The sequence below is a fragment of the Streptomyces sp. NBC_01320 genome, assembly GCF_035974375.1.
GTDB lineage: Bacteria > Actinomycetota > Actinomycetes > Streptomycetales > Streptomycetaceae > Streptomyces > Streptomyces yanii.
Genome location: NZ_CP108390.1, coordinates 9,266,730 through 9,292,312 on the forward strand (window position 1 = coordinate 9,266,730; position 25,583 = coordinate 9,292,312).

At 69.3% G+C, this 25,583-nt stretch carries 28 protein-coding genes, 2 pseudogenes and 1 riboswitch; of the genes and pseudogenes, 11 read left to right on the top strand and 19 right to left on the bottom strand.

Annotated features, from left to right (window positions below):
- Window positions 1-37: 37 nt before the first annotated feature.
- From OG395_RS42185 to OG395_RS42205, 5 genes are all read right to left on the bottom strand, one after another.
- A complete protein-coding gene (locus tag OG395_RS42185; protein ID WP_327247624.1) occupies window positions 38-880 on the bottom strand; it encodes an SGNH/GDSL hydrolase family protein in 843 nt (280 codons plus the stop codon).
- Between the two features lie 430 nt (window positions 881-1,310).
- Window positions 1,311-2,330, bottom strand: a complete 1,020-nt coding sequence (locus tag OG395_RS42190; RefSeq protein ID WP_327247625.1) for a hemolysin family protein — start codon at window positions 2,328-2,330, stop codon at window positions 1,311-1,313.
- Window positions 2,327-3,664, bottom strand: a complete 1,338-nt coding sequence (locus OG395_RS42195; RefSeq protein WP_327247626.1) for a hemolysin family protein — start codon at window positions 3,662-3,664, stop codon at window positions 2,327-2,329. The genes OG395_RS42190 and OG395_RS42195 overlap by 4 nt, the downstream gene beginning before the upstream one ends.
- Window positions 3,665-3,860: 196 nt before the next feature.
- The gene (locus OG395_RS42200) at window positions 3,861-4,286 is read right to left on the bottom strand and encodes a GNAT family N-acetyltransferase (RefSeq protein WP_327247627.1); all 426 of its coding nucleotides are present in this window, start codon (window positions 4,284-4,286) and stop codon (window positions 3,861-3,863) included.
- 54 nt (window positions 4,287-4,340) lie between these two features.
- The gene (locus OG395_RS42205; protein WP_327247628.1) at window positions 4,341-4,541 is read right to left on the bottom strand and encodes a hypothetical protein; all 201 of its coding nucleotides are present in this window, start codon (window positions 4,539-4,541) and stop codon (window positions 4,341-4,343) included.
- Window positions 4,542-4,689: 148 nt separating this feature from the next.
- Here OG395_RS42205 and OG395_RS42210 point away from each other — a divergent pair, with 148 nt between their 5' ends.
- From OG395_RS42210 to OG395_RS42220, 3 genes are all read left to right on the top strand, one after another.
- A complete protein-coding gene (locus tag OG395_RS42210; protein WP_024493431.1) occupies window positions 4,690-4,917 on the top strand; it encodes a hypothetical protein in 228 nt (75 codons plus the stop codon).
- Window positions 4,914-5,285, top strand: a complete 372-nt coding sequence (locus OG395_RS42215) for a fic family toxin-antitoxin system, toxin component (protein WP_327247629.1) — start codon at window positions 4,914-4,916, stop codon at window positions 5,283-5,285. The genes OG395_RS42210 and OG395_RS42215 overlap by 4 nt, the downstream gene beginning before the upstream one ends.
- 64 nt (window positions 5,286-5,349) lie before the next feature.
- A complete protein-coding gene (locus tag OG395_RS42220) occupies window positions 5,350-5,823 on the top strand; it encodes a hypothetical protein (protein ID WP_327247630.1) in 474 nt (157 codons plus the stop codon).
- 30 nt (window positions 5,824-5,853) lie between these two features.
- Here the strand turns inward: OG395_RS42220 and OG395_RS42225 are convergent, their stop codons facing one another.
- From OG395_RS42225 to bioB, 4 genes are all read right to left on the bottom strand, one after another.
- Window positions 5,854-6,537 (bottom strand): class I SAM-dependent methyltransferase, encoded by a 684-nt coding sequence (locus OG395_RS42225; protein WP_327247631.1) that lies wholly within the window; start codon window positions 6,535-6,537, stop codon window positions 5,854-5,856.
- A 141-nt stretch (window positions 6,538-6,678) separates the two neighbouring features.
- On the bottom strand, window positions 6,679-7,374 hold the full coding sequence (gene bioD / locus OG395_RS42230) for a dethiobiotin synthase (protein ID WP_327247632.1): 696 nt from the start codon (window positions 7,372-7,374) through the stop codon (window positions 6,679-6,681).
- A 1-nt stretch (window position 7,375) separates the two neighbouring features.
- Window positions 7,376-8,680 (bottom strand): adenosylmethionine--8-amino-7-oxononanoate transaminase, encoded by a 1,305-nt coding sequence (locus OG395_RS42235; protein ID WP_327247633.1) that lies wholly within the window; start codon window positions 8,678-8,680, stop codon window positions 7,376-7,378.
- Entirely contained in the window at window positions 8,673-9,857 is a 1,185-nt protein-coding gene (gene bioB / locus OG395_RS42240; RefSeq protein WP_327247634.1) for a biotin synthase BioB, read from the bottom strand. The genes OG395_RS42235 and bioB overlap by 8 nt, the downstream gene beginning before the upstream one ends.
- 144 nt (window positions 9,858-10,001) lie before the next feature.
- Here bioB and OG395_RS42245 point away from each other — a divergent pair, with 144 nt between their 5' ends.
- Window positions 10,002-11,144, top strand: coding sequence for an 8-amino-7-oxononanoate synthase (locus tag OG395_RS42245; protein WP_327247635.1), 1,143 nt, complete (start codon window positions 10,002-10,004; stop codon window positions 11,142-11,144).
- 13 nt (window positions 11,145-11,157) lie between these two features.
- On the opposite strand, the gene OG395_RS42250 is transcribed toward OG395_RS42245, so the two are convergent.
- Entirely contained in the window at window positions 11,158-11,364 is a 207-nt protein-coding gene (locus OG395_RS42250) for a DUF397 domain-containing protein (RefSeq protein ID WP_327247636.1), read from the bottom strand.
- A 27-nt stretch (window positions 11,365-11,391) separates the two neighbouring features.
- Window positions 11,392-12,249 (bottom strand): helix-turn-helix domain-containing protein, encoded by an 858-nt coding sequence (locus OG395_RS42255; protein WP_327247637.1) that lies wholly within the window; start codon window positions 12,247-12,249, stop codon window positions 11,392-11,394.
- A gap of 203 nt (window positions 12,250-12,452) precedes the next feature.
- On the opposite strand from OG395_RS42255, the gene OG395_RS42260 reads away from it, so the two are divergent.
- Window positions 12,453-12,884 (top strand): ATP-binding protein, encoded by a 432-nt coding sequence (locus OG395_RS42260; protein ID WP_327247638.1) that lies wholly within the window; start codon window positions 12,453-12,455, stop codon window positions 12,882-12,884.
- A gap of 22 nt (window positions 12,885-12,906) precedes the next feature.
- Here OG395_RS42260 and OG395_RS42265 read toward each other — a convergent pair whose 3' ends face one another.
- Complete coding sequence (locus tag OG395_RS42265; RefSeq protein WP_327247639.1) at window positions 12,907-13,824, bottom strand: LysR family transcriptional regulator; 918 nt, start codon at window positions 13,822-13,824, stop codon at window positions 12,907-12,909.
- 72 nt (window positions 13,825-13,896) lie between these two features.
- Between OG395_RS42265 and OG395_RS42270 the strand changes: the two genes are divergently transcribed.
- On the top strand, window positions 13,897-14,538 hold the full coding sequence (locus tag OG395_RS42270) for a LysE family translocator (protein ID WP_327247640.1): 642 nt from the start codon (window positions 13,897-13,899) through the stop codon (window positions 14,536-14,538).
- Window positions 14,539-14,579: 41 nt separating this feature from the next.
- Here OG395_RS42270 and OG395_RS42275 read toward each other — a convergent pair whose 3' ends face one another.
- From OG395_RS42275 to OG395_RS42285, 3 genes are all read right to left on the bottom strand, one after another.
- Window positions 14,580-15,053, bottom strand: a complete 474-nt coding sequence (locus tag OG395_RS42275) for a C40 family peptidase (protein WP_327247641.1) — start codon at window positions 15,051-15,053, stop codon at window positions 14,580-14,582.
- 3 nt (window positions 15,054-15,056) lie between these two features.
- A riboswitch (cyclic di-AMP (ydaO/yuaA leader) is annotated at window positions 15,057-15,220 on the bottom strand.
- A 337-nt stretch (window positions 15,221-15,557) separates the two neighbouring features.
- The gene (locus OG395_RS42280; RefSeq protein ID WP_327247642.1) at window positions 15,558-15,866 is read right to left on the bottom strand and encodes a hypothetical protein; all 309 of its coding nucleotides are present in this window, start codon (window positions 15,864-15,866) and stop codon (window positions 15,558-15,560) included.
- Window positions 15,867-15,873: 7 nt separating this feature from the next.
- The gene (locus OG395_RS42285) at window positions 15,874-16,509 is read right to left on the bottom strand and encodes an ATP-dependent Clp protease proteolytic subunit (RefSeq protein ID WP_327247643.1); all 636 of its coding nucleotides are present in this window, start codon (window positions 16,507-16,509) and stop codon (window positions 15,874-15,876) included.
- Window positions 16,510-16,848: 339 nt separating this feature from the next.
- On the opposite strand from OG395_RS42285, the gene OG395_RS42290 reads away from it, so the two are divergent.
- The 4 genes and pseudogenes from OG395_RS42290 to OG395_RS42305 all read left to right on the top strand — a co-directional run bounded on the left by OG395_RS42290 (window position 16,849) and on the right by OG395_RS42305 (window position 20,076).
- Window positions 16,849-18,354, top strand: coding sequence for an IS4 family transposase (locus OG395_RS42290; protein WP_327247644.1), 1,506 nt, complete (start codon window positions 16,849-16,851; stop codon window positions 18,352-18,354).
- A 155-nt stretch (window positions 18,355-18,509) separates the two neighbouring features.
- Window positions 18,510-18,773 (top strand): annotated as a pseudogene (locus OG395_RS42295) (hypothetical protein); the annotation flags it as partial.
- A pseudogene (locus OG395_RS42300) lies at window positions 18,760-19,101 on the top strand (VOC family protein); the annotation flags it as partial. The pseudogenes OG395_RS42295 and OG395_RS42300, both read left to right, overlap by 14 nt.
- A gap of 123 nt (window positions 19,102-19,224) precedes the next feature.
- Window positions 19,225-20,076 carry a transposase gene (locus OG395_RS42305; protein WP_327247645.1) on the top strand — a complete coding sequence of 284 codons (852 nt, stop codon included), beginning with the start codon at window positions 19,225-19,227 and terminating at the stop codon, window positions 20,074-20,076.
- A gap of 237 nt (window positions 20,077-20,313) precedes the next feature.
- Here OG395_RS42305 and OG395_RS42310 read toward each other — a convergent pair whose 3' ends face one another.
- The gene (locus OG395_RS42310; protein WP_327247646.1) at window positions 20,314-20,586 is read right to left on the bottom strand and encodes a hypothetical protein; all 273 of its coding nucleotides are present in this window, start codon (window positions 20,584-20,586) and stop codon (window positions 20,314-20,316) included.
- Between the two features lie 122 nt (window positions 20,587-20,708).
- Here OG395_RS42310 and OG395_RS42315 point away from each other — a divergent pair, with 122 nt between their 5' ends.
- Window positions 20,709-21,983, top strand: coding sequence for an ISL3 family transposase (locus OG395_RS42315; RefSeq protein WP_327241761.1), 1,275 nt, complete (start codon window positions 20,709-20,711; stop codon window positions 21,981-21,983).
- A gap of 2 nt (window positions 21,984-21,985) precedes the next feature.
- Here OG395_RS42315 and OG395_RS42320 read toward each other — a convergent pair whose 3' ends face one another.
- The 3 genes from OG395_RS42320 to OG395_RS42330 all read right to left on the bottom strand — a co-directional run bounded on the left by OG395_RS42320 (window position 21,986) and on the right by OG395_RS42330 (window position 25,566).
- On the bottom strand, window positions 21,986-23,725 hold the full coding sequence (locus tag OG395_RS42320; RefSeq protein WP_327247647.1) for a hypothetical protein: 1,740 nt from the start codon (window positions 23,723-23,725) through the stop codon (window positions 21,986-21,988).
- 72 nt (window positions 23,726-23,797) lie between these two features.
- Window positions 23,798-24,469 (bottom strand): ThuA domain-containing protein, encoded by a 672-nt coding sequence (locus OG395_RS42325; protein WP_327247648.1) that lies wholly within the window; start codon window positions 24,467-24,469, stop codon window positions 23,798-23,800.
- An 86-nt stretch (window positions 24,470-24,555) separates the two neighbouring features.
- On the bottom strand, window positions 24,556-25,566 hold the full coding sequence (locus OG395_RS42330; RefSeq protein ID WP_442818650.1) for a hydroxyacid dehydrogenase: 1,011 nt from the start codon (window positions 25,564-25,566) through the stop codon (window positions 24,556-24,558).
- Window positions 25,567-25,583: the final 17 nt, after the last annotated feature.

The following is a 25,583-nucleotide window of genomic DNA, read 5'->3' on the forward strand; positions in this document are numbered from 1 at the left end:
AGGGTGCCCCTGGTCCAGTGCCTTGCCGGGAGGGGCACTAGCGGGCGTCGTCCACCCGGCGCCAGGTCGCCACCGGGCCCGGGGCGAGGGCGTCCTCGGGGGTGACCCAGAATGCCTTCCCCAGCTCAGAGCTGAACTGGGCGCCGGTCCGTCCGTCCCCGGACGACCGGCCGGTCAGACGCCGCCCTATCCACGGCGCCAGATGCTGCCGCGCGAAGCGGAGGTCGTCGACGCGCCGTGTCGCCCACCGCGGGGGCACCGCGGTGGGGAGTGGCGTCTGCCAGTCGTGCTCCGGTGGCAGCCCGAGCGTCTGCCAGACCGCCTCGGCGACCCTGCGGTGTCCCTCGGCCGTCAGATGCAGCCGGTCGACGTCCCACAGCCGGGGATCGCCGAGTGCCGGTGCCCCGTACAGATCGACGACCAGCGCACCGTGGCGGTCCGCCAACTCGTCGACCAGGGAGAACAGCTCCTCCATGCGGGGGCGGAAGCGCTCCATGACTGGTCCGTTGCGGCCCGGGCTGCGCATCAGCACGAGCTTCTTGCACGACGGCGCGAGGCGTTCCACGGCTTCTTCCAGTCGGCCGCGCACCATTCCCATGTCGCACTTGGGCCGCAGGGTGTCGTTGAGACCGCCGACCAGAGTGACGACGTCCGCCTGCATGGCGGCGGCCGCATCGACCTGCTCGGTCACGATCTGGCGGATCAGCTTCCCGCGCACGGCGAGGTTCGCGTACCGGAACCCGGGGGTGCGTGCGGCGAGCCGGCTCGCGAGGACATCGGCCCAGCCGCGGTACGAGCCGTCGGGCAGCAGGTCCGACATGCCCTCGGTGAAGGAGTCGCCGACCGCGACAAGACTGGTGTAGGAGGCATTCATTTCCATGGCCATGGGATCGTATCGCGGTGGGGTCCGGCCCCTTCCGCGGCGGAGCCGCGCCCCGCGTCCGGTGGCGGGGGCAGTCGCTGAGGGCCGGCCGCAGCCCGGAGCCCGCGACGACCGTCCCCGAGCTCCGGGCCGGCCACCGCGCCCGCGGCAGCCGGCCGTACAAAACCTGCGCGAAGGCGATCGGCAGGGCCGACCGGACGAGGCCGGGCGCGGTGAGCGGCCCGGTCGGCAACAGGCCGGGAGTGAGCATGAGGCGCCCTACGACCAGGGCACATGATCAGAGTGCGGTGGAGACTGCCATGGCCCGTCAGCCTGTCCCGGTCCTCCGGCCGGCCACGTGGCGCGTCCCCCGCCACGTGGCCCCGCCGCTCGCGCCCCGGCGCGGGGCCACGCCCGTGAGCGCTGTCGCGTAACCCCGGTCCGTCCGTCAGCGTGCCTGCGGCCGTCCGACCAGCTCGCGCAGCACATCCTCCATCGTGACCATGCCGGCGAGCCTGTCGGCCTCGTCGAGCACTGCCGCCAGGTGTGTACGGCTCCGGCGCATCGCGGTCAGCACGTCGTCGAGGGGCGTCGCCGCCCGCACCCGGGCGATCGGCCGCATCGCGGTGACCGGGAACGGCACATCGCGTGGCGCGGCGTCCAGGGCGTCCTTCACATGGAGGTACCCCAGGATCCGCTGCTCGCTGTCCATCACCGGGAAGCGCGAGAATCCGGTCTCGGCCGAGAGCCGTTCCAGCTCCTCGGGTGTCGTCCCGATCCTGGCGTAGACCACCTTCTCGACCGGCAGCACGACGTCCCGTACCGGGCGACGGCCAAGCTCCAGCGCGTGGTGCAGCCGCTCGGCGGCGCGGTCGTCGACCAGCCCGGCGTCACCGGCGTCCTGCACCAGCCGGGCCAGCTCGTCGTCGGAGAATGTCGACGACACCTCGTCCTTCGTCTCCACCCGCAGCAGCTTGAGCAGCGTGTTGGCGAAGGCGTTGACCGTGAAGATCACCGGCCGCAGAGCCCTGGCGAGGGTGACCAGCGGCGGACCGAGCAGCAGCACGGTCCGTACCGGCTCGGCCAGTGCGACGTTCTTCGGGACCATCTCGCCGAGCAGCATGTGCAGATACGTCGCCAGGGTCAGTGCGATCACGAACGAGATCGGATGGACCAGTCCGTGCGGCACACCCACCACGTCGAAGACCGGCTCCAGCAGATGCGCGATGGCCGGTTCGGCGACGATGCCGAGGACCAACGTGCAGAGCGTGATGCCGAGCTGCGCCGCCGCGAGGAGCGCCGACACATGTTCCAGGCCCCAGATGACGCTCCGCGCACGCCGGTTCCCGGCCTCCGCCTGGGGCTCGATCTGGCTGCGGCGCACGGAGATCAGCGCGAACTCCGCGCCGACGAAGAACGCGTTGACGACCAGGGTCATCAGACCGATGAAGAGCTGGACGGCGGTCATTGTCCGTCCTCCGTCTCGTCGTCGGAGCCGGGCAGCGGTGCGTGCAGCAGCGCCCGTGCGGCGCGGCGCCCGGAGGCGTCCACGACGTCGAGCCGCCAGCCGGCCAGCTCGACGGAGTCACCGACGACAGGGATCCGGCCGACTTCCGTGGCGATCAGTCCGGCGAGCGTCTCGTACGGTCCGTCCGGCACCCGCAGTCCGATCGTCCGCAACTGGTCCATGCGGGCGGCGCCGTCGGCCGACCACAGGGTGCGCCCGTCGGCGTCCTCACCCGCCGGTGCGAGGTCCGGCGTCTCGTGCGGGTCGTGCTCGTCGCGCACCTCGCCGACGACCTCCTCGACGATGTCCTCCAGCGTCACGACACCGGCCGTGCCGCCGTACTCGTCGATGACGACGGCCATCGGGAACTTGCTGGACAACCTGTCGAGCAGCCGGTCCACCGTGAGGCTCTCCGGTACGAGCAGGGGTTCGCGCAAAATCTCCGACACGCGCTTGCGGTACCTCTCCTCGGCCGGGATCGCCAGGACGTCCTTGATGTGCGCGACACCGACGACGGTGTCGAGGCTGCCCCGGTAGACGGGGAAGCAAGACAGTCCGGTCGCCCTGGTGGCATTGGCGACGTCCTCGGCGGTCGCCTGCACCTCCAGCGCGGTGACCTGGACCCGCGGGGTCATCACGTTCTCCGCGGTCAGTTCGGCCAGATTGAGGGTACGGACGAACAGCTCCGCGGTGTCCGCCTCCAGCGCGCCCGCCTTGGCCGAGTGGCGTGCGAGCGCCACCAGCTCCTGCGGGCTGCGGGCGGAGGCCAGCTCCTCGGCCGGTTCGAGACCGAAGCGGCGCACGATCCGGTTGGCCGTGTTGTTGAGATGGCTGATGAAGGGCCGGAAGATCGCGGTGAAGGCACGCTGCGGGGTGGCCACGGCCTTCGCCACGGCGAGCGGCGAGGAGATCGCCCAGTTCTTCGGGACGAGTTCGCCCACGACCATCAGGAAGACCGTGGACAGCGCTGTTCCGAGTACCAGCGCCAGCGAGGACGAGACGCTCGGGGACAGGCCGGTGGCCTCCACCGGGCCGCGGATCAGCTTCGCGATCGACGGTTCGGAGAGCATGCCGACGACCAGATTGGTGACGGTGATGCCGAGCTGTGCGCCGGAGAGCTGGAAGGTGAGACTGCGCACCGCCTTCATGGCGCTCGCCGCGCCCCGTTCACCCCGCTCCACGGCTCGTTCGAGCTGGCCGCGCTCGACGGTGGTCAGAGAGAACTCGGCGGCGACGAAGGCACCGCAGGCGAGTGAGAGCAGGACCGCCACGAGCAGCAGAAGCACTTCGGTCATCGGTTCACCTCCGTCCCATGATCGGGCAGGGGCAGGAGGCTCGCCTGGCGTCGGCGATGTCGGCTACTGGGAGGCTCGCCCATGGGCGGACGCTCACACCTTTCGGGAAGGGGCGGTCATATGAACATCCATGGTAAAGGAAGGGCAAAGTTGCGCCGCATGCGGGTGATCTCCGAGAGTGTCCCGGCCCACGGTCTCAGTCCTTGAGGTGCTTCACCCAGCGGCTCCACTGAGGCTCGGGCGCATACCCCGCCGCATGCCAGGCGTGGTGTGCGAGCTCGTTGCGGTTCAGCACCATCGCATCGCCACGCCGTCCGCCCAGCTGTACGAATCGTTCCTCCGCCGCCGTCAGCAGCGCCCGGCCGACGCCCTGCCGCCGCCGGTCCGGATGGACCGCGAGCCGATAGAGGTGGCACCGCCAGCCGTCGAAGCCCGCGATCACCGTTCCGGCGAGCTCGCCGGAACGTTCCGCGAGGATGAGGGCTCCGGGGTCGCGGGCGACCAGTCGATCGATGCCGTCCCGGTCGTCGCTGATGCTGGTGCCTTCCGCCGCCACTTTCCAGAAGGCGAGGACGGCGTCGAGGTCGGCCGGTGCCGCTGCGCGGATCGCGAGATCATTCATGCTTTTACCTCATCATCGGGCCCGCCGCACCGTCGAACGAATTCCGCCATGCGGTCAGCTCCCCGCGCGTTCCTGGAGGACCGGGGCGAACGCCTTCATGTTCGGCTCTGGCACCGTCAGGTAGGAGAAGCCGTAGCGCTCCCGCTGCTCTCTGAGCTGTGCGGCCATCTGCCGGATCGTCCCCACCGTGAACAGCGGCAGGGCCAGCGCCTGGTCCTCGTCGAGGTGAGGTGTCTTCGGCAGCACTTCGCGCACGGCCGCACGACGGTCGCGGGTGGCCCGGACGTGCTGGATCAGCAGATTCAGTCGATGGACGGTCCACCTACTCTGCCAAGGGCGAGCCGCATCCGTACGCCGAACCGCCCTCTTGCCGGTGCTAGCAATCCCGCGCTAGCTTGGTGGAGTGCCCAAGACTCAGCTGAACGTACGAGTGGACGAGGCCACCGCCGAGGCCGCGCGGCAGCGCGCCCTGCAGAGGGGGATGAGCGTGAACCGCTACATAGAGGAACTCGTCAAGCAGGATGCGGGCGAAGTCGGACACACCTTTGTCGAAGCCGCTGCCGACTTCATGAAGCAGTACGAGTCGGTGTTCGCCGAGGAGTTCGGCCCGGAGCGCAAAGGCAACCGTTGAACCTCCGGATCGACCTCTCCTGGCTGCTCATGGTCGCCGAGCACAAGACGCCCGGTGACCCGCAGGTCGTCGACTGGGGTGCGCTCGTCGCCGCGGTCGCCCGCCATGAGGCGGAGATCTTCGGCAGCGCCGTCTACAGCGATCCGCACTCCAGGGCGGCCGCGCTCCTGCAGTTGCTCCTGCATGTCCCCGCGCTCGAACACTCCAACGCGATGTTCGCCTCGGCCGTCGCATACGGCTATCTCGTCGCCTCCGGGCTGAAGGTCATCACGTCGGCCGAGCAGGTGCGCGACCTGGCCCGGCTGGTCAAGGAGGGCAAGGCCGACGTCCGGGCCATCGCCGACGAACTGCGTCAGTGGAGTCTGTGAATCCTGTTGTGTGAGTTCCCTGGAATACCGCCTTCCGTCGTGAAGCATCGTTAACGTCCGGCACATGACACATATATGGAACACACGTGCGAGACGGATGACGGTCGCGGTCGTGGGCGCCGCGGCGGCCCTGGTGCTCGGAGTCGGCGGAGCGATCGCCGTCGGCGCGCCGGACGACGGCTCGGCCGATCCGACCCCTGTCCCCACCGCGACGTCCGAGCCCGGCACGGGCGAGGTCGTCGGCGGCAGCACGGACGGCAGCGGCTCCGATAGCGGCAGCGTGAGCGGTTCGGGCGGTGTCGACCCCAGCCCGAGCGATGCGCCGAGCCCGACCGGACCCCCGGACCCCACTGTCGGCCCGGATCCCACCGACAACCCGGATCCCACCGGCAGCCCCGCACCCAGCGAACCGGCGAGCCTCGACGACCTGGAGAAGCGGCTCGACGAGCTCGACAAGAAGATCGACGAGCTGCCCACGAAGAAGGACCTCGCCGACGCGCTGCGGGCGCTCGCGGACCGGCTTGAGCAGGACGACTAGCGCCTGATCCGGAAGACAGGCCCGCACGTCTCAGGAGGTGTCCACCACGGTCGTCCGACGGGCCACGCCCAGGACGCACTCAGAAGTGGGGAGCCGGATCCCCCAGTCCGGCATCTTCACCTTGCGGTACGTCTCCACCACGAACCCGGCCTCCTCGATCGCGGTGAGCGTGTCCCGCGCCGTATGACACCCGCCGCCCAGCAGCGGCCACACCGTGCGGTCCAGTGCCCGCTGCACCGTCGCCATGGCGCGGTCATCGGCCCGCACGTGCTCGAAGAAGCGCAGCTCCCCGCCGGGACGCAGCACCCGCTCGATCTCCGCGAGCGACCGTTCGACATTCCGTACGGTGCACAGCACCAGTGACGCGACGGCCCCGTCGAACGCCTCGCTCTTCACCGGCAGCGCCTCCGCGGCACCCGGTACGACATCCACCGGAATGCCGGCACGCAGCGCGGACCGTACCGCCAACTGACGTAGGGCGCGCTCGGGTTCGATCGCCACCACTTCGGAGACGGCGGGCGGATAGTGGGCGAAGTTCAGACCGTTGCCCACGCCGATCTCGATGATGCGTCCGGACAGGCCGGCGAGCAGTTCCGAGCGAATGGCCGCCATCCCGGCCCTGGTCTCCGCCGCCACACTCATGCGGGCGTAGAACCGGGCGAAGACCGGGTGGTGCACCGCGTCCTTCGGGATCTTCGTGCTCCGCAGATGCATGACGGACCTCCTCGACAGGACCGGCTGCACCGGGCAGCTCCGGTCGGGCGGGACCGCCCGACCGGAGCTGCCCGACGTGAGAAACCCCGGCCGGCAAAGTACGGCTACTTTGATTCTGCCCCGTCCCGGGCCACTCAGCCGTCAGTCGGCGGTCCGGTTCCCGCCCAGCTCCGCGGTCAGCCAACTCGCCGCCCGGGCACGGAATTCGGCGGGCGCGAGGGCGCCCGCGCCCGCCGGTACGGCGCCCAGCAGCGGCGCGCCCGCCGCAACCGGCAGATCGTCGAGATTGCAGCGCGCGGCCAGATCCGGTTCGGCGGGCATGCTGCCCACGACCACGCCCAGGCACTCCAGCCCACGCGTCCGCAGCGCCTCCGAGGTCAGCGCGGTGGAATTGAGCGTGCCGAGCCCTGCGGGTGCCACGACCAGGACCGGAGCGCCGAGCAGCCGCGCCGCGTCCGCGAGCGTGGCGCCTGCGTCGTCGAACCGTACGAGCAGCCCTCCCGCGCCCTCGACCAGCACCAGATCGTGCTCGATGGCGAGCTTCTCGGCCGCCTCCGCGATCTGTTCCGGGCGCACGGGCGCCAGGCCCGCCCGCCGCGCGGCCGTGTCCGGCGCCAACGGCTCGGGGAACCGCGCCAGTTCGAGGCCGGTCACCGTCTCGCCGGCAAGCCTGCGCACCTCGAAGACATCGCCCGGCTCGCCCGGCGCAACGCCCGTCTGGGCAGGCTTGAGCACGGCCACCGAACGCCCGGAGGCGACCGTCACCGCGGCCACGGCCGCCGTGACGACCGTCTTGCCGATCTCCGTACCCGTACCGCTCACCATCAGTACCGACATCTCAGCCCTCCCGCGCCGCCGCGCACACCGCACGGCAGATTCGCGCCAGATCGTCGTCGCCCGTCACATACGGCGGCATCGTGTAGATCAGGTCCCGGAACGGGCGCAGCCACACGCCCTCACGGACCGCGGCCTCGGTGGCTGCCGCCATGTTCACGTCGTGATCGAGCTGTACGACGCCGATGGCGCCCAGAACGCGTACATCCCGTACACCTGCGATCGCGCTGGCCCCGGCCAGGCCGCCCAGCAACCCCGCTTCCAGGCGCTTGACCTCCTGCTGCCAGTCCTTGCCGAGCAGCAGATCGATCGAGGCGAGGGCCACCGATGCGGCCAGCGGATTGCCCATGAAGGTCGGCCCGTGCGCAAGCACCGGGACCTTGCCGCGCGAGATACCGTCCGCCACCCGTGAGGTGCAGAGGGTCGCCGCCATCGTCAGATAGCCCCCGGTCAGCGCCTTGCCGACGCACATCACGTCGGGGGAGACCCCGGCATGTCCGGCGGCGAACAGCTTCCCCGTACGCCCGAAACCGGTCGCGATCTCGTCGAACACCAACAGCACGTCATGGGCGTCGCACGCCTCGCGCAGCACCCGCAGATAGCCGGGGGAGTGGAACCGCATCCCGCCCGCACCCTGCACCACCGGCTCCACGATCACCGCGGCCAGCTCATCGGCATGCTGCGCGATCAGCCCCCGCAGATGCTGTATGTACGTCTCATCCGGTTCCTCGTCGAAACCGCCCGGCGGCTCGTCGGCGAAGACCTGCTGGGGCAGCACGCCCGACCACAGCTCATGCATGCCGCCCTCGGGGTCGCAGACGGACATCGGCTGCCAGGTGTCCCCGTGGTAGCCGCCGCGCCAGGTCAGCAGCCGCTGTTTGGCGGGCTTTCCGGTCGAGTTCCAGTACTGCAGACACATCTTCACCGCGACCTCGACCGACACCGAACCCGAGTCGGCGAGGAAGACATGGCGCAGCGGCTCCGGTGTGATCTCGACCAGCCTGGCGGCCAGCCGCACGGCGGGCTCATGGGTGAGCCCGCCGAACATCACATGGCTCATCCGGTCCAGCTGGCCACGCGCCGCCTCGTTGAGCACCGGGTGGTTGTAGCCGTGCACCGCCGACCACCAGGACGACATGCCGTCGACCAACTCGATCTGCCCGTGGGCCGGTTCGGCGAGCCGCAGACGTACCCCGGACGCGGACTCCACGACCAGCGGCTCCTGCCGGCCCGGCATCGGGCCGTACGGATGCCAGACGTGGTCCCGGTCCAGGGCCCGCAGTTCGGCCGGGGAGAGGGGCTCAGGCATTGGGTGCGAGATCCGTTCCCGCGCCACGACGGCGGACCGCCACCAGATCCGTACGCGCGCCCGGCGTCCCGGCCTCGGCGTCCCCCGGCTCGTCGGCCACGTCACCGCAGGGCGCACAGCCCCCCGCGTGCGAGCCGCAGCCGCCACCGGTCTCCGCCTCGGCCGCCGCGTCCGTACGGTGCCGGGGCAGCGTCGTCGTGCCCGCGCCCTCCACCTCGAAACCGGCGTCCGCGATCATGTCCAGATCCGCCTGCCCCGCCTGGCCCTCACTGGTCAGATAGTCGCCCAGGAAGATCGAGTTGACCAGGTGCAGGGCGAGCGGCTGCATCGAGCGCAGATGCACTTCTCGGCCGCCCGCGAGCCGGACCTCGACATCCGGGCAGACGAACCGGACCATCGCCAGAATGCGCAGACAGCGCTGCGGGGTGAGGTTCCACTCCTTGGCGAGAGGGGTCCCCTCGAACGGGATCAGGAAGTTCACCGGAACCGAGTCCGGGTCCAGCTCGCGCAGCGAGAAGACGACGTCGACCAGATCCGCGTCGCTCTCACCCATCCCGGCGATCAGTCCGGAGCACGCCGAGAGTCCCGCGGCCTGCGCCTGCTGGACGGTCTCCACCCGGTCCGCATAGGTGTGGGTGGTGGTGATGTCCCCGTACGTCCCCTCGGACGTATTGAGGTTGTGGTTGTACGCGTCGGCGCCCGCAGAACGCAGCCGGTCGGCCTGCCCGGCGGAGAGCAGACCGAGGCAGGCGCACACCTCGACGCCCTCGTTCTGCTCCTTGATCGCCTCGATCGTCTGCGACACCCGGTCGACGTCCCGGTCCGTCGGACCGCGGCCGCTCGCCACCAGACAGACGCGCTTCGCGCCGCCCGCCACCCCGGCGGCGGCGGCATTCGACGCCTCGTCCGGTTTCAGCCAGGTGTACTTGAGGATCTCGGCCTTCGAGCCGAGCCGCTGGGAGCAGTACGAGCAGTCCTCCGGGCAGAGCCCGGACTTGAGATTGACCAGATAGTTCAGCTTCACCCGCCGGCCGAACCACTGACGGCGCACCTTCCCGGCCGCGGCCACCACTTCGAGGAGGTCGTCGTCCGAGGTCGCCAGCACGGCGAGCGCTTCTTCGCGGGTCGGCAGCTCGCGCCGCAGCCCCTTGTCCACCAACGTGTTCAGGAGGTCCATGGTCACGATCCTGGCTTACAGCACCGCCCACAGCCAAGGAGGAACCGGACAACAGAGCCCACATGGTGTGTGTGTATCGCCACACCATGACGGGCCGCGCCCCCGGTTAGGGTCTGTGAGCTGCCTACAAAAGGGACCGCCGCCATGTCCTTCGCCCCGTTCGACTGGATCGATGACGAGGCGCGCCGCCGTGCGGACGCCGGGCTCGTCCGTACCCTGCGCCCCCGGCCCGCCGAGCCGGAACTGCTGGACCTCGCGAGCAACGACTACCTGGGCCTCACCCGGCACCCCGAGGTGACCGCTGCCGCCGCCGAGGCCGCGCACCGGTGGGGTGCGGGCGCCACCGGCTCCCGGCTGGTCACCGGTTCCACCGCGCTGCACGCCGACCTCGAACGCGAACTCGCCGAATTCTGCGGTTTCGAAGCGGCCCTCGTCCTCTCCTCCGGCTACGCGGCCAATCTCGCCGCCCTCACCGCCCTCACCGGCCGTGGCTCCCTGATCGTCTCCGACGCGGGCAACCACGCCTCCATCGTGGACGGCTGTCGCCTCTCCCGGGCGGACACCGTCGTCGTACCCCACGCGGATCCCGGAGCCGTCGCCAAGGAGCTGCGCGCGCACGGCGGCCGCGCCCTGGCCGTCACCGACTCGGTCTTCTCCGTCGACGGAGACGCCGCGCCGCTGCCGGAACTGGCCGACGTCTGCCGTACGGAGGGCGCCGCGCTGCTCGTCGACGACGCGCACGGTCTGGGCGTGCTCGGGGAGGGCGGGCGCGGCGGCCTCGCCGCCGCCGGTCTCGCGGGTGGTGACGGGATCGTCACCACCCTCACCCTCTCCAAGTCCCTGGGCAGTCAGGGCGGAGCGGTCCTCGGGCCGGCCCGGGTGATCGACCATCTGGTCAACGCGGCCCGCACCTTCATCTTCGACACCGGGCTCGCACCGGCCGCGACGGGCGCGGCTCTCGCGAGCCTGCGCTTGCTGCGCCGCGAGCCGGCACGCGCGGGCAGGGCCCGTACGGTCGCCACCACACTGTACGAACGGCTGACCGCGGAGGGGCTGACCGCCGTACGCCCCGACGCCGCAGTCGTCTCGGTCAGGGCGCCTTCGCCGGACGCGGCGGTGCGCTGGGCGGCCGACTGCCGCGCGGCCGGGATCACGGTGGGCTGCTTCCGCCCACCGTCGGTCCCGGACGGCATCTCGCGGCTGCGGCTCACCGCACGGGCCGATCTGACGGAGGCGCAGATCGCGACCGCGGTGGCGACCGTCCTGCGGACCGCGCCACTGACCTGACGGAGCCGACCGGTCAGCCGACCGGACCGTCGTTCAGACCGGAGACGAACGAAGTCCAGGCCGCCGCGGAGAACCGCAGCGGAGGCCTGGACACGTCTTTGGAATCCCGCACGGCCAGCTGTTCCGTGCCGAACGGAGCCGCTTCCACACAGTTGTTCATACCCGTGCTGCGGCTACTGCGCCGCCACCGTAACTCGTGCTGTGCGAGGCAATCGGACATCGGGCCCCCTCGGGCAGTCTGAGGTTCCTAACCGTCGCGGTCGATCGCGGCGATGAGGTCCAACGAGTGCTCCGGCGACAGCGCGTGTGCCTGCATCGTGCGGAAGGCCGAGCTGTACGCCTCAAGGTCTTCTTTCCGCTCCAGGTAGAGGCTACTCGTCAAATGGTCAAGAACGACCACATCCAGATCAGAAGTATTCGGAAATGAGAAGATAACGAACGGTCCAGTGATGCCGATGTATCCGCCGACCGAGAATGGCAGCAACTGCACCTGTACATGGGGCAGTTGGGACAACCGTGCCAAATGGCGCAGCTGCTCCCGCATCACCCGGCGCCCGCCGACCTCGCGCCGCAGCACCGCCTCGTCGAGCACTGCGGTCAGCCGCAACGGCGGATCCGTCCGCAGCACTCCCTGCCGCGCGAGCCGCACCTCCACCAGCGAGTCCAGCTGACCGGCGGGCAGGCCGTCCAGGGATGAACGGGTCACCGCCCGCGCGTAGTCGGCGGTCTGCAGCAGCCCGGGAACCACCGAGGTTTCCAATGTGCGGGCGGTCCGGGCCTGGGACTCCAGACTGATGAAGTCCCGGTACTGGGGCGGGATGAGGCCGCGGTAGGCGTGCCACCAGCCCGTGCCACCACCGCCCGCCGAGCCCGCGAGCATCTCCAGAAGTGCCCGTAACTGTGCGTCGTCCACGCCGTAGGCATCAAGCAGCCGGCCCACATCGGCCGGTTTGACCCCACTCGCACCGGTCTCGATCCGGCTCACCTTCGACTGGTGCCAGCCGAGGATCCGTGCGGCGTCCCGACTGGTCAGTCCGGACGCGTGGCGCAGACTCCGCAGTTCCTCCCCGAGTTTGCGGCGACGTACTGCGGGGCCGTGCTGCATCGGCGGCCTCCCTCCCTCTCGTACCGAGGGGCCAGTGTGACGCCACCCACGCCTGTCCGGGCCGGAGTTCACCGCTTCGAGCGACAGATATATGCATATCTCGTTGGATCGCCGTCACAGCGGGCAGCATCAGTAGCAATCTGGCGCGAAGCACATCCCGGACCGGTCGCGGGTCGGTCCGGGCGGGAAAGGGACGGCTCGCCATGGCAGACCATCAAGAAGCACGTGTCACTCTGCCCAGCGAGCCGGTCTCGGTCCCCGCAGCCCGGAGATACGTGGCCCGGGTGCTCGCCGACTGGGGACTGCCCGACGACACCGAGACAGCCGACACCATCCGGCTCATCGTCTCGGAACTCGTGACCAACGCCGTCCAGCACACCTTCGGTCAGTCGCCCACCTTCACCGTGGACCTCCGGCTGGAGCGGGAGGAGCAGCTGCACCTCGGGGTGACGGACAGTCACCCCCGCCGGCCCCAGCGCCTGCCCGCTGCCGTGCAGCAGGACAACGGCCGCGGCATGGTGATCATCCGCTGTCTGGCCAAGGAGTGCGGCGGTCGTCTCAGGGTGACGCCCACCAGCGAGGGGGGCAAGACCGTCTGGATCGCGCTCCCGTGGACCGTACCCGCCCAGACCTGACTGCCCGAGCGGGCGGCGCACGTCACTGGGCCGACGTCGCCCGCCCGAAGCCGCCGCGCAGCAGCGCGCACAGCGTCGCCGCCGCTCCGCTCGCGCGCTCGCCGTGGTGCACCACCGAGATCGTCCGCCGGAACGCCGCGGGTTCCAGCCGCCGCACGGACAGCGGAGTCGGCGACATCGCGGCGACCATCTCCGGTACCACCGCCATCCCGATCCCCGCGCTGACCAGGGCGCACACCAGGGCGTAGCCGGGCGACTCGCAGACCACCGCGGGCGTCGCCCCCACCTCGGCCAGGGCGTTCTCCACCCCGCGGCGGGGCGGATGGGCCGGTGCGCTGCTGATCAGCGGCCGGTCTGCCAGCTCCGTAACCGGCAGCCGTCCCGTGCCCTCAGACAGCACCTGGCCGACCGCAGTGATCAGCACCAGCTCCTCGACCAGCAGCGGCTCCACGCAGACCCCGGACGGCACCGGCGCCGCGGGCCCCGGCTCGTACGCATGGGTCAGCGCCAGATCGACCTTACCCGAGGCGACGGCGGCGATCCCCCCGGGCGGTTCGTAGTCCGTGACGGACAGCTCCACATCCGGGTGGGCGCGCCGGAACGCGCTCAGTACCGGCGGCAGCAGATGGATACCCGCCGTGGTGAACGTGCCGACCCGGAGGCGTCCGCCGGAGAGCCCGGCCAGTCGGCTCAGTTCGTGGCGCGCACGGTCCATCTCGTCGAGGACCCGCCGGGCGCGTACGACCAGCAGCTCGCCCGCGGCCGTCAGCCGGGCGCCACGGTGGTGGCGCACCAGCAGCGCGGCGCCCGCCTCCCGCTCCAGCTTGGCCAGCTGCTGGGAGAGTGCGGGCGCGGTGTAGCCGAGGCGGGCAGCGGCGCGCGTGATCGAACCGGCCTCGGCGACCGCCACCAGCGCCGCGAGCCGTGTCGGGTCGAACATTAAGCGTTCCTTTTGGCAGACCCAGAAGATTGCAAGTACATGCTGAAGGCTACGTCGGTCCATGGTGGACCCATGGACGGACAACTGATCGCCTTCATCGGGGTCGCCGCAGGGATGGTGGCGCTGCCGGGCGCGGACTTCACGGTGGTCGTACGGAACGCACTCGCCTCGCGTGCGGCCGGGGTGGCCACGGCGCTGGGGGTCGCCGGGGGACTGCTCATCCACACGGCGCTCGCCGTCGCCGGGCTCGCGGCGGTCCTGGTCACGGTGCCCGTCCTGTTCAGCACGGTCCAGCTGCTCGGCGGGGCGTACGTCCTCTATCTGGGAATCAGTGGCGTGCACGCGGCATGGCGCCGCACCAGGGATGCTGGCGTGGGCACGAGGGTGGACGGAGGGCCGACGGCGACCAGCGCGCGGCGCGCCCTGCGCCAGGGCTTTCTGACCAACGCTCTGAACCCCAAGGCGCCCGTGCTCTTCCTGAGCCTGCTGCCGCAATTCGTCCCTGACGGACAGCCGCCCCTCCCCAGGACCCTGCTGCTGGCCACCGTCGTCGTGCTGCTCGCGCTGATCTGGTTCCCGTCCGTGGCGCTCCTGGTGGACCGCCTGGGCCGGTGGCTGCGCCGGCCGCGTACCGCCCGCGCCATCGAGGGCGGCAGCGGCGCGGCGCTCACCGCGCTGGGGCTGGTCCTGGTGACCGGACCCCTGGTGTACTGAAGCACGTGGTGAATGGGGGAGCCGGAGGAGAATCGGAGGGATCAGCGAACTCGTCCGTACCAGACGCTTCTCGTCCAGATCTTCTCCAGCCGCACGACGGAACCGGTCTTCGGGGAGTGCCAGATCTTCCCCCTGCCGGCGTAGATGCCGACGTGGTAGACGCTGCGTCCCCAGTGGAAGAAGACCAGATCGCCACGTTTCCGCTTCGACGCCGAGACGTGACGGGTCTTGTTGTACTGCTGCTGGGCCGTGCGTGGGAGCCTCTTGCCCACCTTCTTGAACGCATACAGCGTCAGCCCGGAACAGTCGAAACGGTGGGGGCCGGTGCCCCCGTACCGGTACGGCGATCCCTTCTTCGACGCGGCGATCTTGAGCGCCTTGGTCGCACGCGTCGCGGCCTGGGCGTCGGTCACGACGCCGGGGACGATCATGGAGCCGCCGACGGCGGCGAGGGTCAGAACCGTGGCCGTACCGGCCCGGGCGATCAGAAACGGGACATGAACCTGCGCAGTCATGCGCAACCCTTCGTCAGCCGCCTGTGAAGGATGACCTGTCGGGTTCGGGCTGGCGAAGTTGCCCGGCCGCGCGGTGCGGCTTCACCCCGAGGGTCGACCGGATGCCGGTCGACCCGTTGTGCTCGGGTCCTCCACTCCTGCCGATCCACTTCTGTCGACCAGTCATCCGGGCGGCGGCAGGACTCGGCGTCCGCCCGGACCGCCTCGCCGTGGTGGCGGGGGCTTGTCGTCCCACGGATCTTGACTCACCGGCTGCCGGATTTCCGAAGCAAAACAGCGATATGCGAAGTTCGCCACTAATGGTCTGTTTGGTTGAGCGAGGGGTGATTTGGGTACTCGTCAGACCGTCTCGACCGGTCCCGTACCAGCGACGGAACGGCATATTTCGCTCACCGTCCACGTCGGCGGCGCAAGTCGAGTTGTCCCTCTCGCGGGGGATTCCTTGCGCCGGACGAGCGAGAAAATTCGATCAGCGTGCCGGGCGTGTCGCCTACGGAGAGATGATCAACTCATCGGGGCCGGGGGCACGGTGACCCGTCCGGCCCGCCGCTCCCCGTCCAACACGCGTAGGGCCCGTGCCAACGTCGCGGCGTGGATCTGTGCTTCACCCCGCTCGTGCATCATGGTGAGCGCGTCCCGCAGGGCGCCCGACCGCGAGGCGAGTGCCTGGGCCGCGCGCAGCGCGCCGTAGGTGTCGCTGCCGCGGGCGGGGTTGATCCGGCCCAGCTGGTCGAGCACTTCCAGGTAGCAGTCGATGAACTCGGCCTCGGCGCGCGTCAGTGCGGGCAGCGGTGGGAGGTGGGGTGGCTGCATCGGCGGTTCACCTCGCGCTGTTCGGCGGGAGCGACGTCCTGCGGTTCTCCAGGACGTGGTCCACCAGCCCGTACGCCTTGGCTCCGGCGGCGTCGAGGATGAGGTCGCGCTCGAAGTCGGCGGCGATCCGCTCGGCGCTGCGGCCGGTGTGGCGGGCCAGCATGCGGGTGAGCAGCTCACGGACGCGGACCAGTTCCCGCGCCTCGATCTCCAGATCGGACGGTTGGCCCTGAACCGGCTCCGGGAGCTCGGGCTGCTGGACGACGACCCTGGCCCCGGGCAGGGCGTGCCGTCGGCCGGGAGCGCCCGCGGCGAGCAGGACCGCCGCGCTGGAACCGGCCTGGCCGAGGCAGAACGTCTCCACCTCGCAGGTGAGGTAGTCCATCGTGTCGTAGATGGCGGACATGGCGCCGAACGAGCCGCCGGGGGAGTTGATGTAGAGGGAGATCGGCCGCTCGGGCGCGGCGTGCTCCAGATACATGAACTGCGCGATCAGGTCGTTGGCGGCGGTGTCGTTGACCGGGGTGCCGAGGAAGACGATGCGCTCGGCGAGCAGCTTGGAGTACGGGTCGAGGGTGCGGGTCCCTTCGGTCGTGCGCTCGGTGAACTCGGGCAGGACGTAACGGGCGGCAGGGCGGAACATGGCTGGCCTCTCCTCCGGTGTCTGTACGCGCCTGCGGGGGCATCCGTAAAAAAATGTACAGGACGTACAGAAGGTTATGATGGGGAGCACGCATCCTAGTGATCCACTAAAAGGCCGAGGTCAGAGCAATGCCGGTGAATTAGCGGAACCCTGCTGGTCAGGAGCTCACCGATGGTTGGTTTGGGTGGATTTCACCCTTGGTGACGCTGGGTAGTTCGTCACGTTCTGATGAGGACTCAGCTGAGAGCCGGACACAGCAACGGAGCCCCCGGTAAGACAGAAGATCGACCAAGATCCGACTGTCTGACCGGGGCTCCGTTGGGCGCTCAGTCTGCCACCATGCCCGTCCTGCCCGCCAGGGTAGACGCGCACAACTCGCAGCTCTCACCGAGGGTTCCGGTCGGCGAGCGGTTCGGGGACCGGGTCCGCCTTGGGGTGCTGACTCGCTGGATCACACCAGAGATCGTCGACGAGGTGTTGGACCGCACTGGTCGCGTCGAACTTCGCCGACGACTCCTGCCGGCTCGGGCGGTGATGTACTTCGTCTTGGCGCTCTGCCTGTTCAGCAGTGCCGAAAGTGCAGGTCAGCCGGGATACCGGGCGGTCTTGCGCACGCTCACCGAGAAGCTGCGGAACCTGCCGGGGCTCGGACTTCAGCGGCTGCCGACGAGCCCGGCCCTGACCAAGGCCCGCCAGCGACTGGGCGAGAAACCACTGCGCGTGTTGTTCGAACAGACCTGTGGCCCGCTGGCGACGCCCGCCACCGCCGAGGCGTACGCCTTCGGGCTGCGGCTGGTCGCCTGGGATGGCACCACGCTGGATGTGCCGGACTCCGCGGAGAACGCCACGGCCTTCGGATACTCCAGCCCGGCCAGCAACACCTGCGGGAACCCGCAGGTCAGGCTGATGGCACTGGTTGAATGCGGCACCCACGGCCTGGTCGATGCGGCCTTCGACGGCGTCGAGCACTCCAGTGAGTACACCCTCGGCCGCGCTCTGCTGGCCGGCCTGACGCCGGGCATGCTGCTGCTGGCTGACCGGTACTTCGTCGGCTACGAGCTGTGGGCGGACGCCCGGGCCACCGGCGCCCACCTGATCTGGCGGGTCAAGAAGGGACAGATCTTCACGCCACTGCGCGTCCTGCCGGACGGCTCCTATCTGTCGATCATGCCCACCCCGGCGGAGACCCGCCGCCTGGGCCAGGCCCGCGCCGCGGGACGCGCGATCTCCGAAACACCCCAGGGCCACCTGGTCCGGATCGTCGAGTACACCGTACTCACCCGAGCCGAAGACGGGTCAACTCGCTTGGATTCCTTCAGACTTGTGACCAGTCTGCTGGATCCCCGACAGGCCCCGGCCAGGCGGATCGCCATGATCTACCACCAGAGGTGGGAGATCGAAAACAGCTTCGCAGAGATCAAGAACCGCCTCCGCGGCGCCGGCTTCACCCTGCGCTCCAAGTCCCCCGAACTCATCACCCAGGAGGTCTACGCGCTCCTGACCGTCTACCACGCGCTATGCGCGCTCGAGCACCAGGCCGCTCAGCAGGCCGGGATCGACCCCGACCGGATCTCCTTCGCCGTCACCGTCCAACTCGTCCGCCTCGGCGTCCCCAACCAGGTCGCCGCCACCGCCAACCGGCTCCGCTGGACACTGGAAGCTGTCGCGGCCGAACTCCTCGATGACCTTCTCCCCGCCCGTCGGGACCGGCACTGCGAGCGCGTCAAGAAGCCACCCAAGAACAAGTTCGCCATCAAGCGACGAGACCAGCCACGCACTCCCAGTAACGTCCGCTACTCGCTGAAAGTCACCAGACACCGGCCGCTACCTGCAGAAACGTCCTAACTCACCGGCATTGCGAGGTCAGAGGCTGTTTTTGCTGTTCGCCGAGCGTAGATATCTCACAAATCTGTCACGACGTCCTGATCGTCAGGCTGCTTCGCCCTCAGTGAAACCGAGTGCAGAAGTGAGGTGGTCCGAGGCGACGCGGAGGTCCTCGGGGCGAACTGTTCCCGAAACTCGCAGCCACCCTCCCGCCCGAGAAGCTGGACGAACTCGGCCGGCTGGTGCGCCGGGCCAGGGAAACGGCGCCCACCCGCCCCCATCCCTCGCTCCCGAACACCCCGCCCGCCAGCAGACTGCTCGTTCCGGGCGCCGGGCTGGTGGACCGGGTGCGCGACCTGTTCCGCACCCCCACCCGTCGAACTCGGGCATGGCCTGACGTCCATCAGGCACCCGCAGGAGCACCGAATGCCAGCCCTTGAAGGAACCGTGCCGGTGGCCGGTGCGCCCTGCTGGGTGAGCCTGATGGCACGGGACCTGCGCGCGGCAGAGTCCTTCTACGCCGGTGTCATGGGTTGGACGTTCAGGCCCAGCACGCTCGGCAGCGGCTTCTCGGTGGCTCTGGCACATGGTGAACCGGTCGCCGGGATCGGATGCTGCCAAGGCGGTGGCCATCCGGCCGTCTGGACGCCGTACTTCGCCGTCAGGGACGCGGACGAGACGGCGGCCCGGATCAGTGAGCGCGGCGCCACGCTCGCCGTCGGCCCTCTGGTCCTGGGTGAGGGCCGTGCCGGGGGAATAGCAGACCGTGCACGCTCATCACCTTCACCTCGCGGACCGGGAGTGTCTTGTTTTTGGGTCTTCCAAGATTTTCGTAGGCGTTGATCGGTTGCTTGGTTTCGGTCCGGTCGGGTGCTCTGGTGCGGCAGGCTGGTGACGTGTGATGTCGAGCTGACGGACCTGCTGCCGCATCTGGCATCGGTGCTGGTCGAGACGGTAGATACGAGCGAGAGCCTGGTCAGGGTCGCGGTGCGGACCCTGGACGCGGTGCCGGTGGACTGTTCCGCTTGCGGGCAGCCCTCGGGCTGGGACCACAGCTGCTATGTGCGGCGGGTCGCCGACGAGGCGATCGGCGGCAGACCCGTGGTGATCGATGTCTCGGTGCGGTGCCTGTACTGCGAGAACTCCGGCTGCGCGAAGGCCACGTTCGTCGAGCAGGTCGACGGGCTGACCGAGCGCTACCAGCGCAGGACTCCTGCGCTGCGGCGGCTGGTCGAGGCCCTCACGGTGGTCCTGGCTGGCTCGGCCGCCGCCCAGCTGCTGACTGTATTGCACCAGGTCCTGTCCTTGGTGACGGTGAACTGTCTGATGCGGACCCCGCTGCCACGGCGTCCGACCCCCACGGTGGCCGGAATTGACGAGTTCGCCCTGCTCAGAGGCCAGCGCTACGCGACGATCATCATCGATACCGATACCGGACAGAGCGTTGAGGTCCTGCCCGACCACAAGAGGGCCACGGTCACCACCTGGCTGCGTGAACACCCCGGCATTCGCCTCATGTGCCGGGACGGTTCCGGCGGTTTCGCCCAGGCCACCACCGACGCCAACCCGGGAATCGTCCAGGTCAGCGACCGGTGGCATCTCTGGCACGGCCTGGCACGAGACAGCACTGAAGGAGGTTGGCGGGCACGCCTCATGCTGGAGCAAGTTCGGCCCACCACTGCCGCAGGGCAAGCGCGCGGCTACCACACGGGAGCGCTGGCGGCAGATCCACGACCTCCTTGATCAGGGCATCGGTCTGCTCGCCTGCGCCCGACGCCTGGACGTCTCGCTGAACACCGTCAAACGCTACGCACGCGCCGCCGAACCGGACCGCATGGTCCGCGCCCCCGTCTACCGGTCCAGTCGAAGCGGCGGTCGGACTCGGCATAGGCGATGGGGTCGCCGGCGGCCGCCGCGGTGACGACCTCCTCGGCGTCCTGGCGGATTCCCGTGCGCCTCCTGTACGTCGTCACGAGTCGCTCAGCAGCGGCTGACGTCGATCCGGATCAGATTGCGATCGCGGATGGCGTAGAACCTGCCACGCTCGTCCACCGCGGCTCGCGGGATGCCGTACCAGTCCGCGTCGAGCGCGACCAGGTCGGTACGCGCGAATGTCTTCCGGTCATAGCGGACGAAATCTGAGCTGGACGCCCCGTATACATACCCCCGGTCGGCGAGCAGCGTCCCGTAGTTCGGCACCACCGGGCCGTGATTGGCGGAGTGGATCACCTTTCGGGTGTGCAGGTCGATCACGAAGAAATCAGGCTCTCCTGTCGCTTCCGTGGGTCGCTGACCAGGGCTGATACGCAGAACACGCCGTAGCCCGGCTACGTTTCGACTTGCGACAGTACGAAACGGAAGAACCTGGATACGGCGTGCGATCTGCAAGCATATGGACTCGGCTGCTCGGAGTCGAACACACGGTGGTCGCGTCGGTCGAGGCCGAGGAGGGCAACGGCGCGGAGGCGGGCCCCTGGGATGTGGTGATCGTGGCCCATGCCCGCCCGGCGAAGAGGCGGCGGCAGCGGTGCGGGGTCTGCGGTCGCCGGTGCGCCCGGTTCGACAACGGCGAGGGCCGCCGGCGCTGGCGTGCCCTGGACCTGGGGGTGGTCCGGGCGTTCATCGAGGCCGACGCGCCGCGGGTATCCTGTCCCCAGCACGGTGTGGTCGTCGCCCACGTGCCCTGGGCCCGCCACGGTGCCGGGCACACCCTGGCCTTCGACGACACGGTGGCCTGGCTGGCCACGCACTGCTCGAAGACCACGGTGGTCCAACTGCTGAGGATCGGCTGGCGCACGGTCGGCGGCATCTGCGCCCGCGTGTGGTCGGACGTCGAACAGCGCGTGGACCTGCTCGCGGGCCTTACCCGGGTCGGCATCGACGAGATCTCCTACAAGCGGCACCACAAGTACCTGACCGTGGTGGTCGACCACGACAGCGGCCGGCTCGTGTGGGCGGCGGCCGGCCGGGACAAGGAGACACTGCGGTCCTTCTTCGACCTGCTCGGACCTGAACGCTCCGCGAAGATCACCCACGTGTCCGCGGATGCCGCCGACTGGATAGCGAAGGTAGTCGCCGAGCGCTGCCCGCAGGCGGTGCGGGTGATGGACCCGTTCCACGTCGTGCAGTGGGCCACCGACGCCCTGGACACCGTGCGCCGCGAGGTCTGGAACGCCGAGCGCGGCGGCAAGGGCCGCGCCACCCCGGGCTCGAAGTCACTGAAGAAGGCCCGCTGGGCCCTGTGGAAACGCCCTGAGGACCTCACCGAACACCAGCGCGCGCAACTGGAGTTCATCGCGAAAGCCCACCCCGTCCTGCACCGCGCATACCTGCTCAAGGAGGCCCTTCGCCTGGCGTTGAAGTCCGGCCCCGACACCCCCGAGGCCCTCCTCGACTGGGTGTCTTGGGCCCGCCGCTCCCGACTGGAGCCCTTCGTCAAGCTGCAACGGGCCATCGTCAAGCACTGGGACGCCATCACGGCGGCAGCCGAGCACTCCATGAGCAACGGGATCGTGGAGAGCATCAACACCAAGATCCGCCTGATCACCCGCATGGCCTTCGGCTTCAAGGACCCCGCAGCGCTCATCGCACTGGCCATGCTCAGCCTCGGCGGCCACCGACCCCACCTACCAGGGCGTCAAGCTGCATGAACCTACCCACGGAAGCGACAGGAGAGCCAGAAATCACCCCTGAAGCACATGACGTACAGGTTCTGGCCGAGCACGGTGAGGCCAGTGATCCCGGTGGGCTTGGACTGCGGCGTCATCCGCCACAGCTCGCGCCTCCGGATCGGATCCCACGCGACCAAGGTGCCGGCGGTGGCGGCGACATTCTGGCCGCCGAGATAGGCCACGCCGTCGTGCGCCACGACCGCACGGATCATCTGGTCGTCATCGATCGGGTTGACGGCAACCGTGGTGGCGCCGTTTTTCGGGTCGAACGTCATCAGCGATCCGCCCAACTCGTAGTCAGACTGCAGCCCGATCATCATCAGTCGGTGACGATCGTCCCAGACGATCTGGTGCGGGCGGTTCTGCTCCGCCGGCAGATCGGCCAACTTGCGGGTCCATTCGTCGTCGATGTGCGGGTTGTACGCCAGGAGGCCGACCGCGTTGTACTGGGCGAGGTAGGCAGTGCCCCGGTGCAGCAGAATGTCCTTGGCTTCGCTCGTCGCCAGCACCCTGCTCTGTTTCCCGGTGCGCAGATCATGTCGTGCCACCGAGTTCGTCCCGCCGACGTACACGTCCTGCGTGTCGGCGGCTATCGACATCGCCAGCTGGGGCCCGATCGGGGCGCCTGCCTCGATCAGGTCCCATGAGGTGTCCGAACCCGTGCTCGGATCGACCTCGAAGATCAGGCCGAAGGCCGAGACGACGATTACCTTGTCGTCGCGGATCCACAGGCCCCAGATCTCGCCGAATTCCCCGTCCTTGGGCTTGATCTCGCGGAACGTACGGGTGCTCAACGTCAACTCGATCAGCGCGGCACCATTGAAGTACATCGTGTCGCCGAGCTTGCGCGGCAACCGAAGGAAGTGCTGCTCACTCTGCACGAGTGTGTACTGGGTTGGGTCGTCGGCGTCCATGATCGCGACCGCTGCGCCGTCGTCGGTGGTCGAGCACACGTACAGCGTGCCGTCGTAGAGACCGACGTCACGAACCTCTACTTGCCCCGTGAACTCCTTCGGCAGGATCGATATGATCTTCTTCGTGGCGCGGTCCATGACAAAGAGTCCGGCCTTGGTGCTGGTCGGAGTGGCGCCGAGCGACGCGCCGGTGCCGATGTAGATCTTGTCCTGCGTGGCCAGCAGGCAGCGGATCATCGGTACGTTCGGATCGGGGATTGCGATCTCGGTGAGCTCACCGGTAGCCGGGTCGTACTGGCGCAGCTTGGGCTGGGGCTCTCGGCCGCCGAAGAAGATCTTGTTGTCCGGCGACGCACTGATCGCGTACGGATCGAGGCCGGGGATCGAGTGGAGATCCTCCTTGGGTGCGCCGGCAGCGGAGAGATCGAGCCGGATGAAGCCCGGGCCCGGGGCGGAGTCGTACTCCCGGATCGCTGAGTACAGATACCGCCCGTCCGGGTCGACGGCGAGCAACTGCGTGCTGATCCCGGGCCCCTCGGTGACACTGGTGACCTTCTCGGTGTCGAAGTCGAAGCCGATGATCCGCATCGGATCGATGTTGCGCGAGGCGATGTACGCCTTGTTTCCCACCGGAATGGCAGCAGCGAGAGAGAAGTTGTTCACCCCCGGACCGAGGTCCGTGACCCGCACCCCTGACCTCGGCGTCGCCCTGGCGTCGGTCGCGGGCAGGCCGGCGACGGCCAGTGCACCCGCACCGACGGCCCCCCACTGCATCATCTGGCGTCGTGTGATCGGTACGTCCTGCATGGTTCTGTGCTCCTTCGTCGGGTTCTGAGGATGCGCACGGGGAATTCATGGCCTTCCCCGTGGCCGGAGGGATCAGCCCGCAGTCCAGCGCAGGCCGCCCAGAAGGTGGCCGCGGAAGGCCGGGTCGGTGTAGGCATCATCCGCGTGGCCCAGCGACGTGTAGAACGAGCGGCCGGCGCCGGACTCCTTGCACCACACCAGGGGGTGATCGGCGCCCATGCCGCCTCCCTCGTAGCCGGCTTCGTCGATGGTGGCGAGGACCTGTACGCCGGGGCGCCGCGGATTGCTCCGGAAGTCGTACCACTCGTCGTTCCAGCCCCACCGCGGCGGCAGATGGCGCATCGATGGATGGCTCCGGTCCTCGACCAGCACGGTGCCGGACTGGAAGTCCGGGTGGCCGGCGAAGCGTGCGCCGAGCAACTCCCCGTAGTACGGCCAGTCGTACTCGGTGCACGCGGCGGAATGGATGCCCATGAAGCCGCCGCCGTCCGAGGTCCAGCGACGCAGCGCCAGCTGCCCGTCCGGGGTGAGCACCTCGCCGCTGGTGGACAGGAATACCACCGCACTGCGCCCCGCCAGGGAAGCGTCGGTGAAGACCGAGGGGTCCTCGGAGGTCTCCACGGTGAAGCCGTGCTCCTCGCCCAGCTCACGCAGAGCCGCCTGCCCGGCGGGGATCGAGTCGTGGCGGTAGGCCGTGGTGCGGGTGAAGACGAGAACGTCCGACAGGCGGTCGGTCTGGGACATCTGGCACTCCGGGTTCTGACGCGCAGGGTGGTCGCGGTGATCGGCACTCTCGTGTGGCGGGGACGGCACGGCAGCCGCCCGGGTGCTCAGGCCGAGGTGGAAAGGGCCGCTCGGGTCACGGGATAAGCGAACTCCCGCCCGGCGCAGTAGCGTTCGACCTCATCCAGCGCACTGCGGGTGATGCGCAGGAGCTCACCGCCGAGTGAGCCGGCGATGTGCGGGGTCAGCAGCACATTCGGCAGTGAGTACAGCGGTGAGGACACCGGCAGCACCTCGGGCTCGGTGACGTCGAGGACGGCGTGGATGCGTCCCGACAACGCCTCGGCGGTGAGGGCCTCGGTGTCGATGAGGGAGCCGCGCCCCGTGTTGACGAGGGTGGCGCCGTCCCGCAGGAGCGACAGTCTGCGGGCATCCAGCAGGTGGTACGTCTCGGGCAGCGCGGGGGCGTGCAGCGAGACGATGTCGGAGACGGCCAGCAGCTCGTCGAGCTCGACGAGCCGGGCGCCCATCGACCGGGCCGCCTCGGGATCGAGGTGCGGATCGGCCAGCAGGATGTCGAAGTCGTGGGGCCGGAGCAGCTCCAGCACCCTGCGTCCCACGAGGGACGCGCCCACCAGGCCGATCGTCCTGCGGTAGTTGCCGAAGCCGGGGAAGTGAGCCGCCCAGTCCAGGGCGTTTCGGTGCTCGCGGTAGAGCCCGCCGATCTCCAAGACGCGCTTGTTGGCGAAGAGGATGGCGGCGAGCGTGTATTCGGCGACGGGTACGGCGTTGGCGGCGGCCGCAGTGGAGACGAGGAGCCCCCGGTCCCAGCAGGCGTCCGTCACATGGTGTTTGACGCTTCCCGCTGCGTGCACGACTGCCTTCAGCGCAGGCATGCGGGCCAGCACGGCGTCGTCGAGCGGGTGGCATCCCCAGGATGTGATCAGGATTTCGACAGCTGCCAGGCGGGGCACGCGGTCGAAGTCCTCGGCGACGAAATGCGGTTCGATATCGACGAGACGGGTCAGGCGGTCGATCGCGGCACGAGGGAAGAGGGCATCTCGGTGCGGGCGGCCCATCGCGAAAAGGGCACGCGGGCGGGGCGGAGTGGATGACATGGGGATCCTCAGGACGA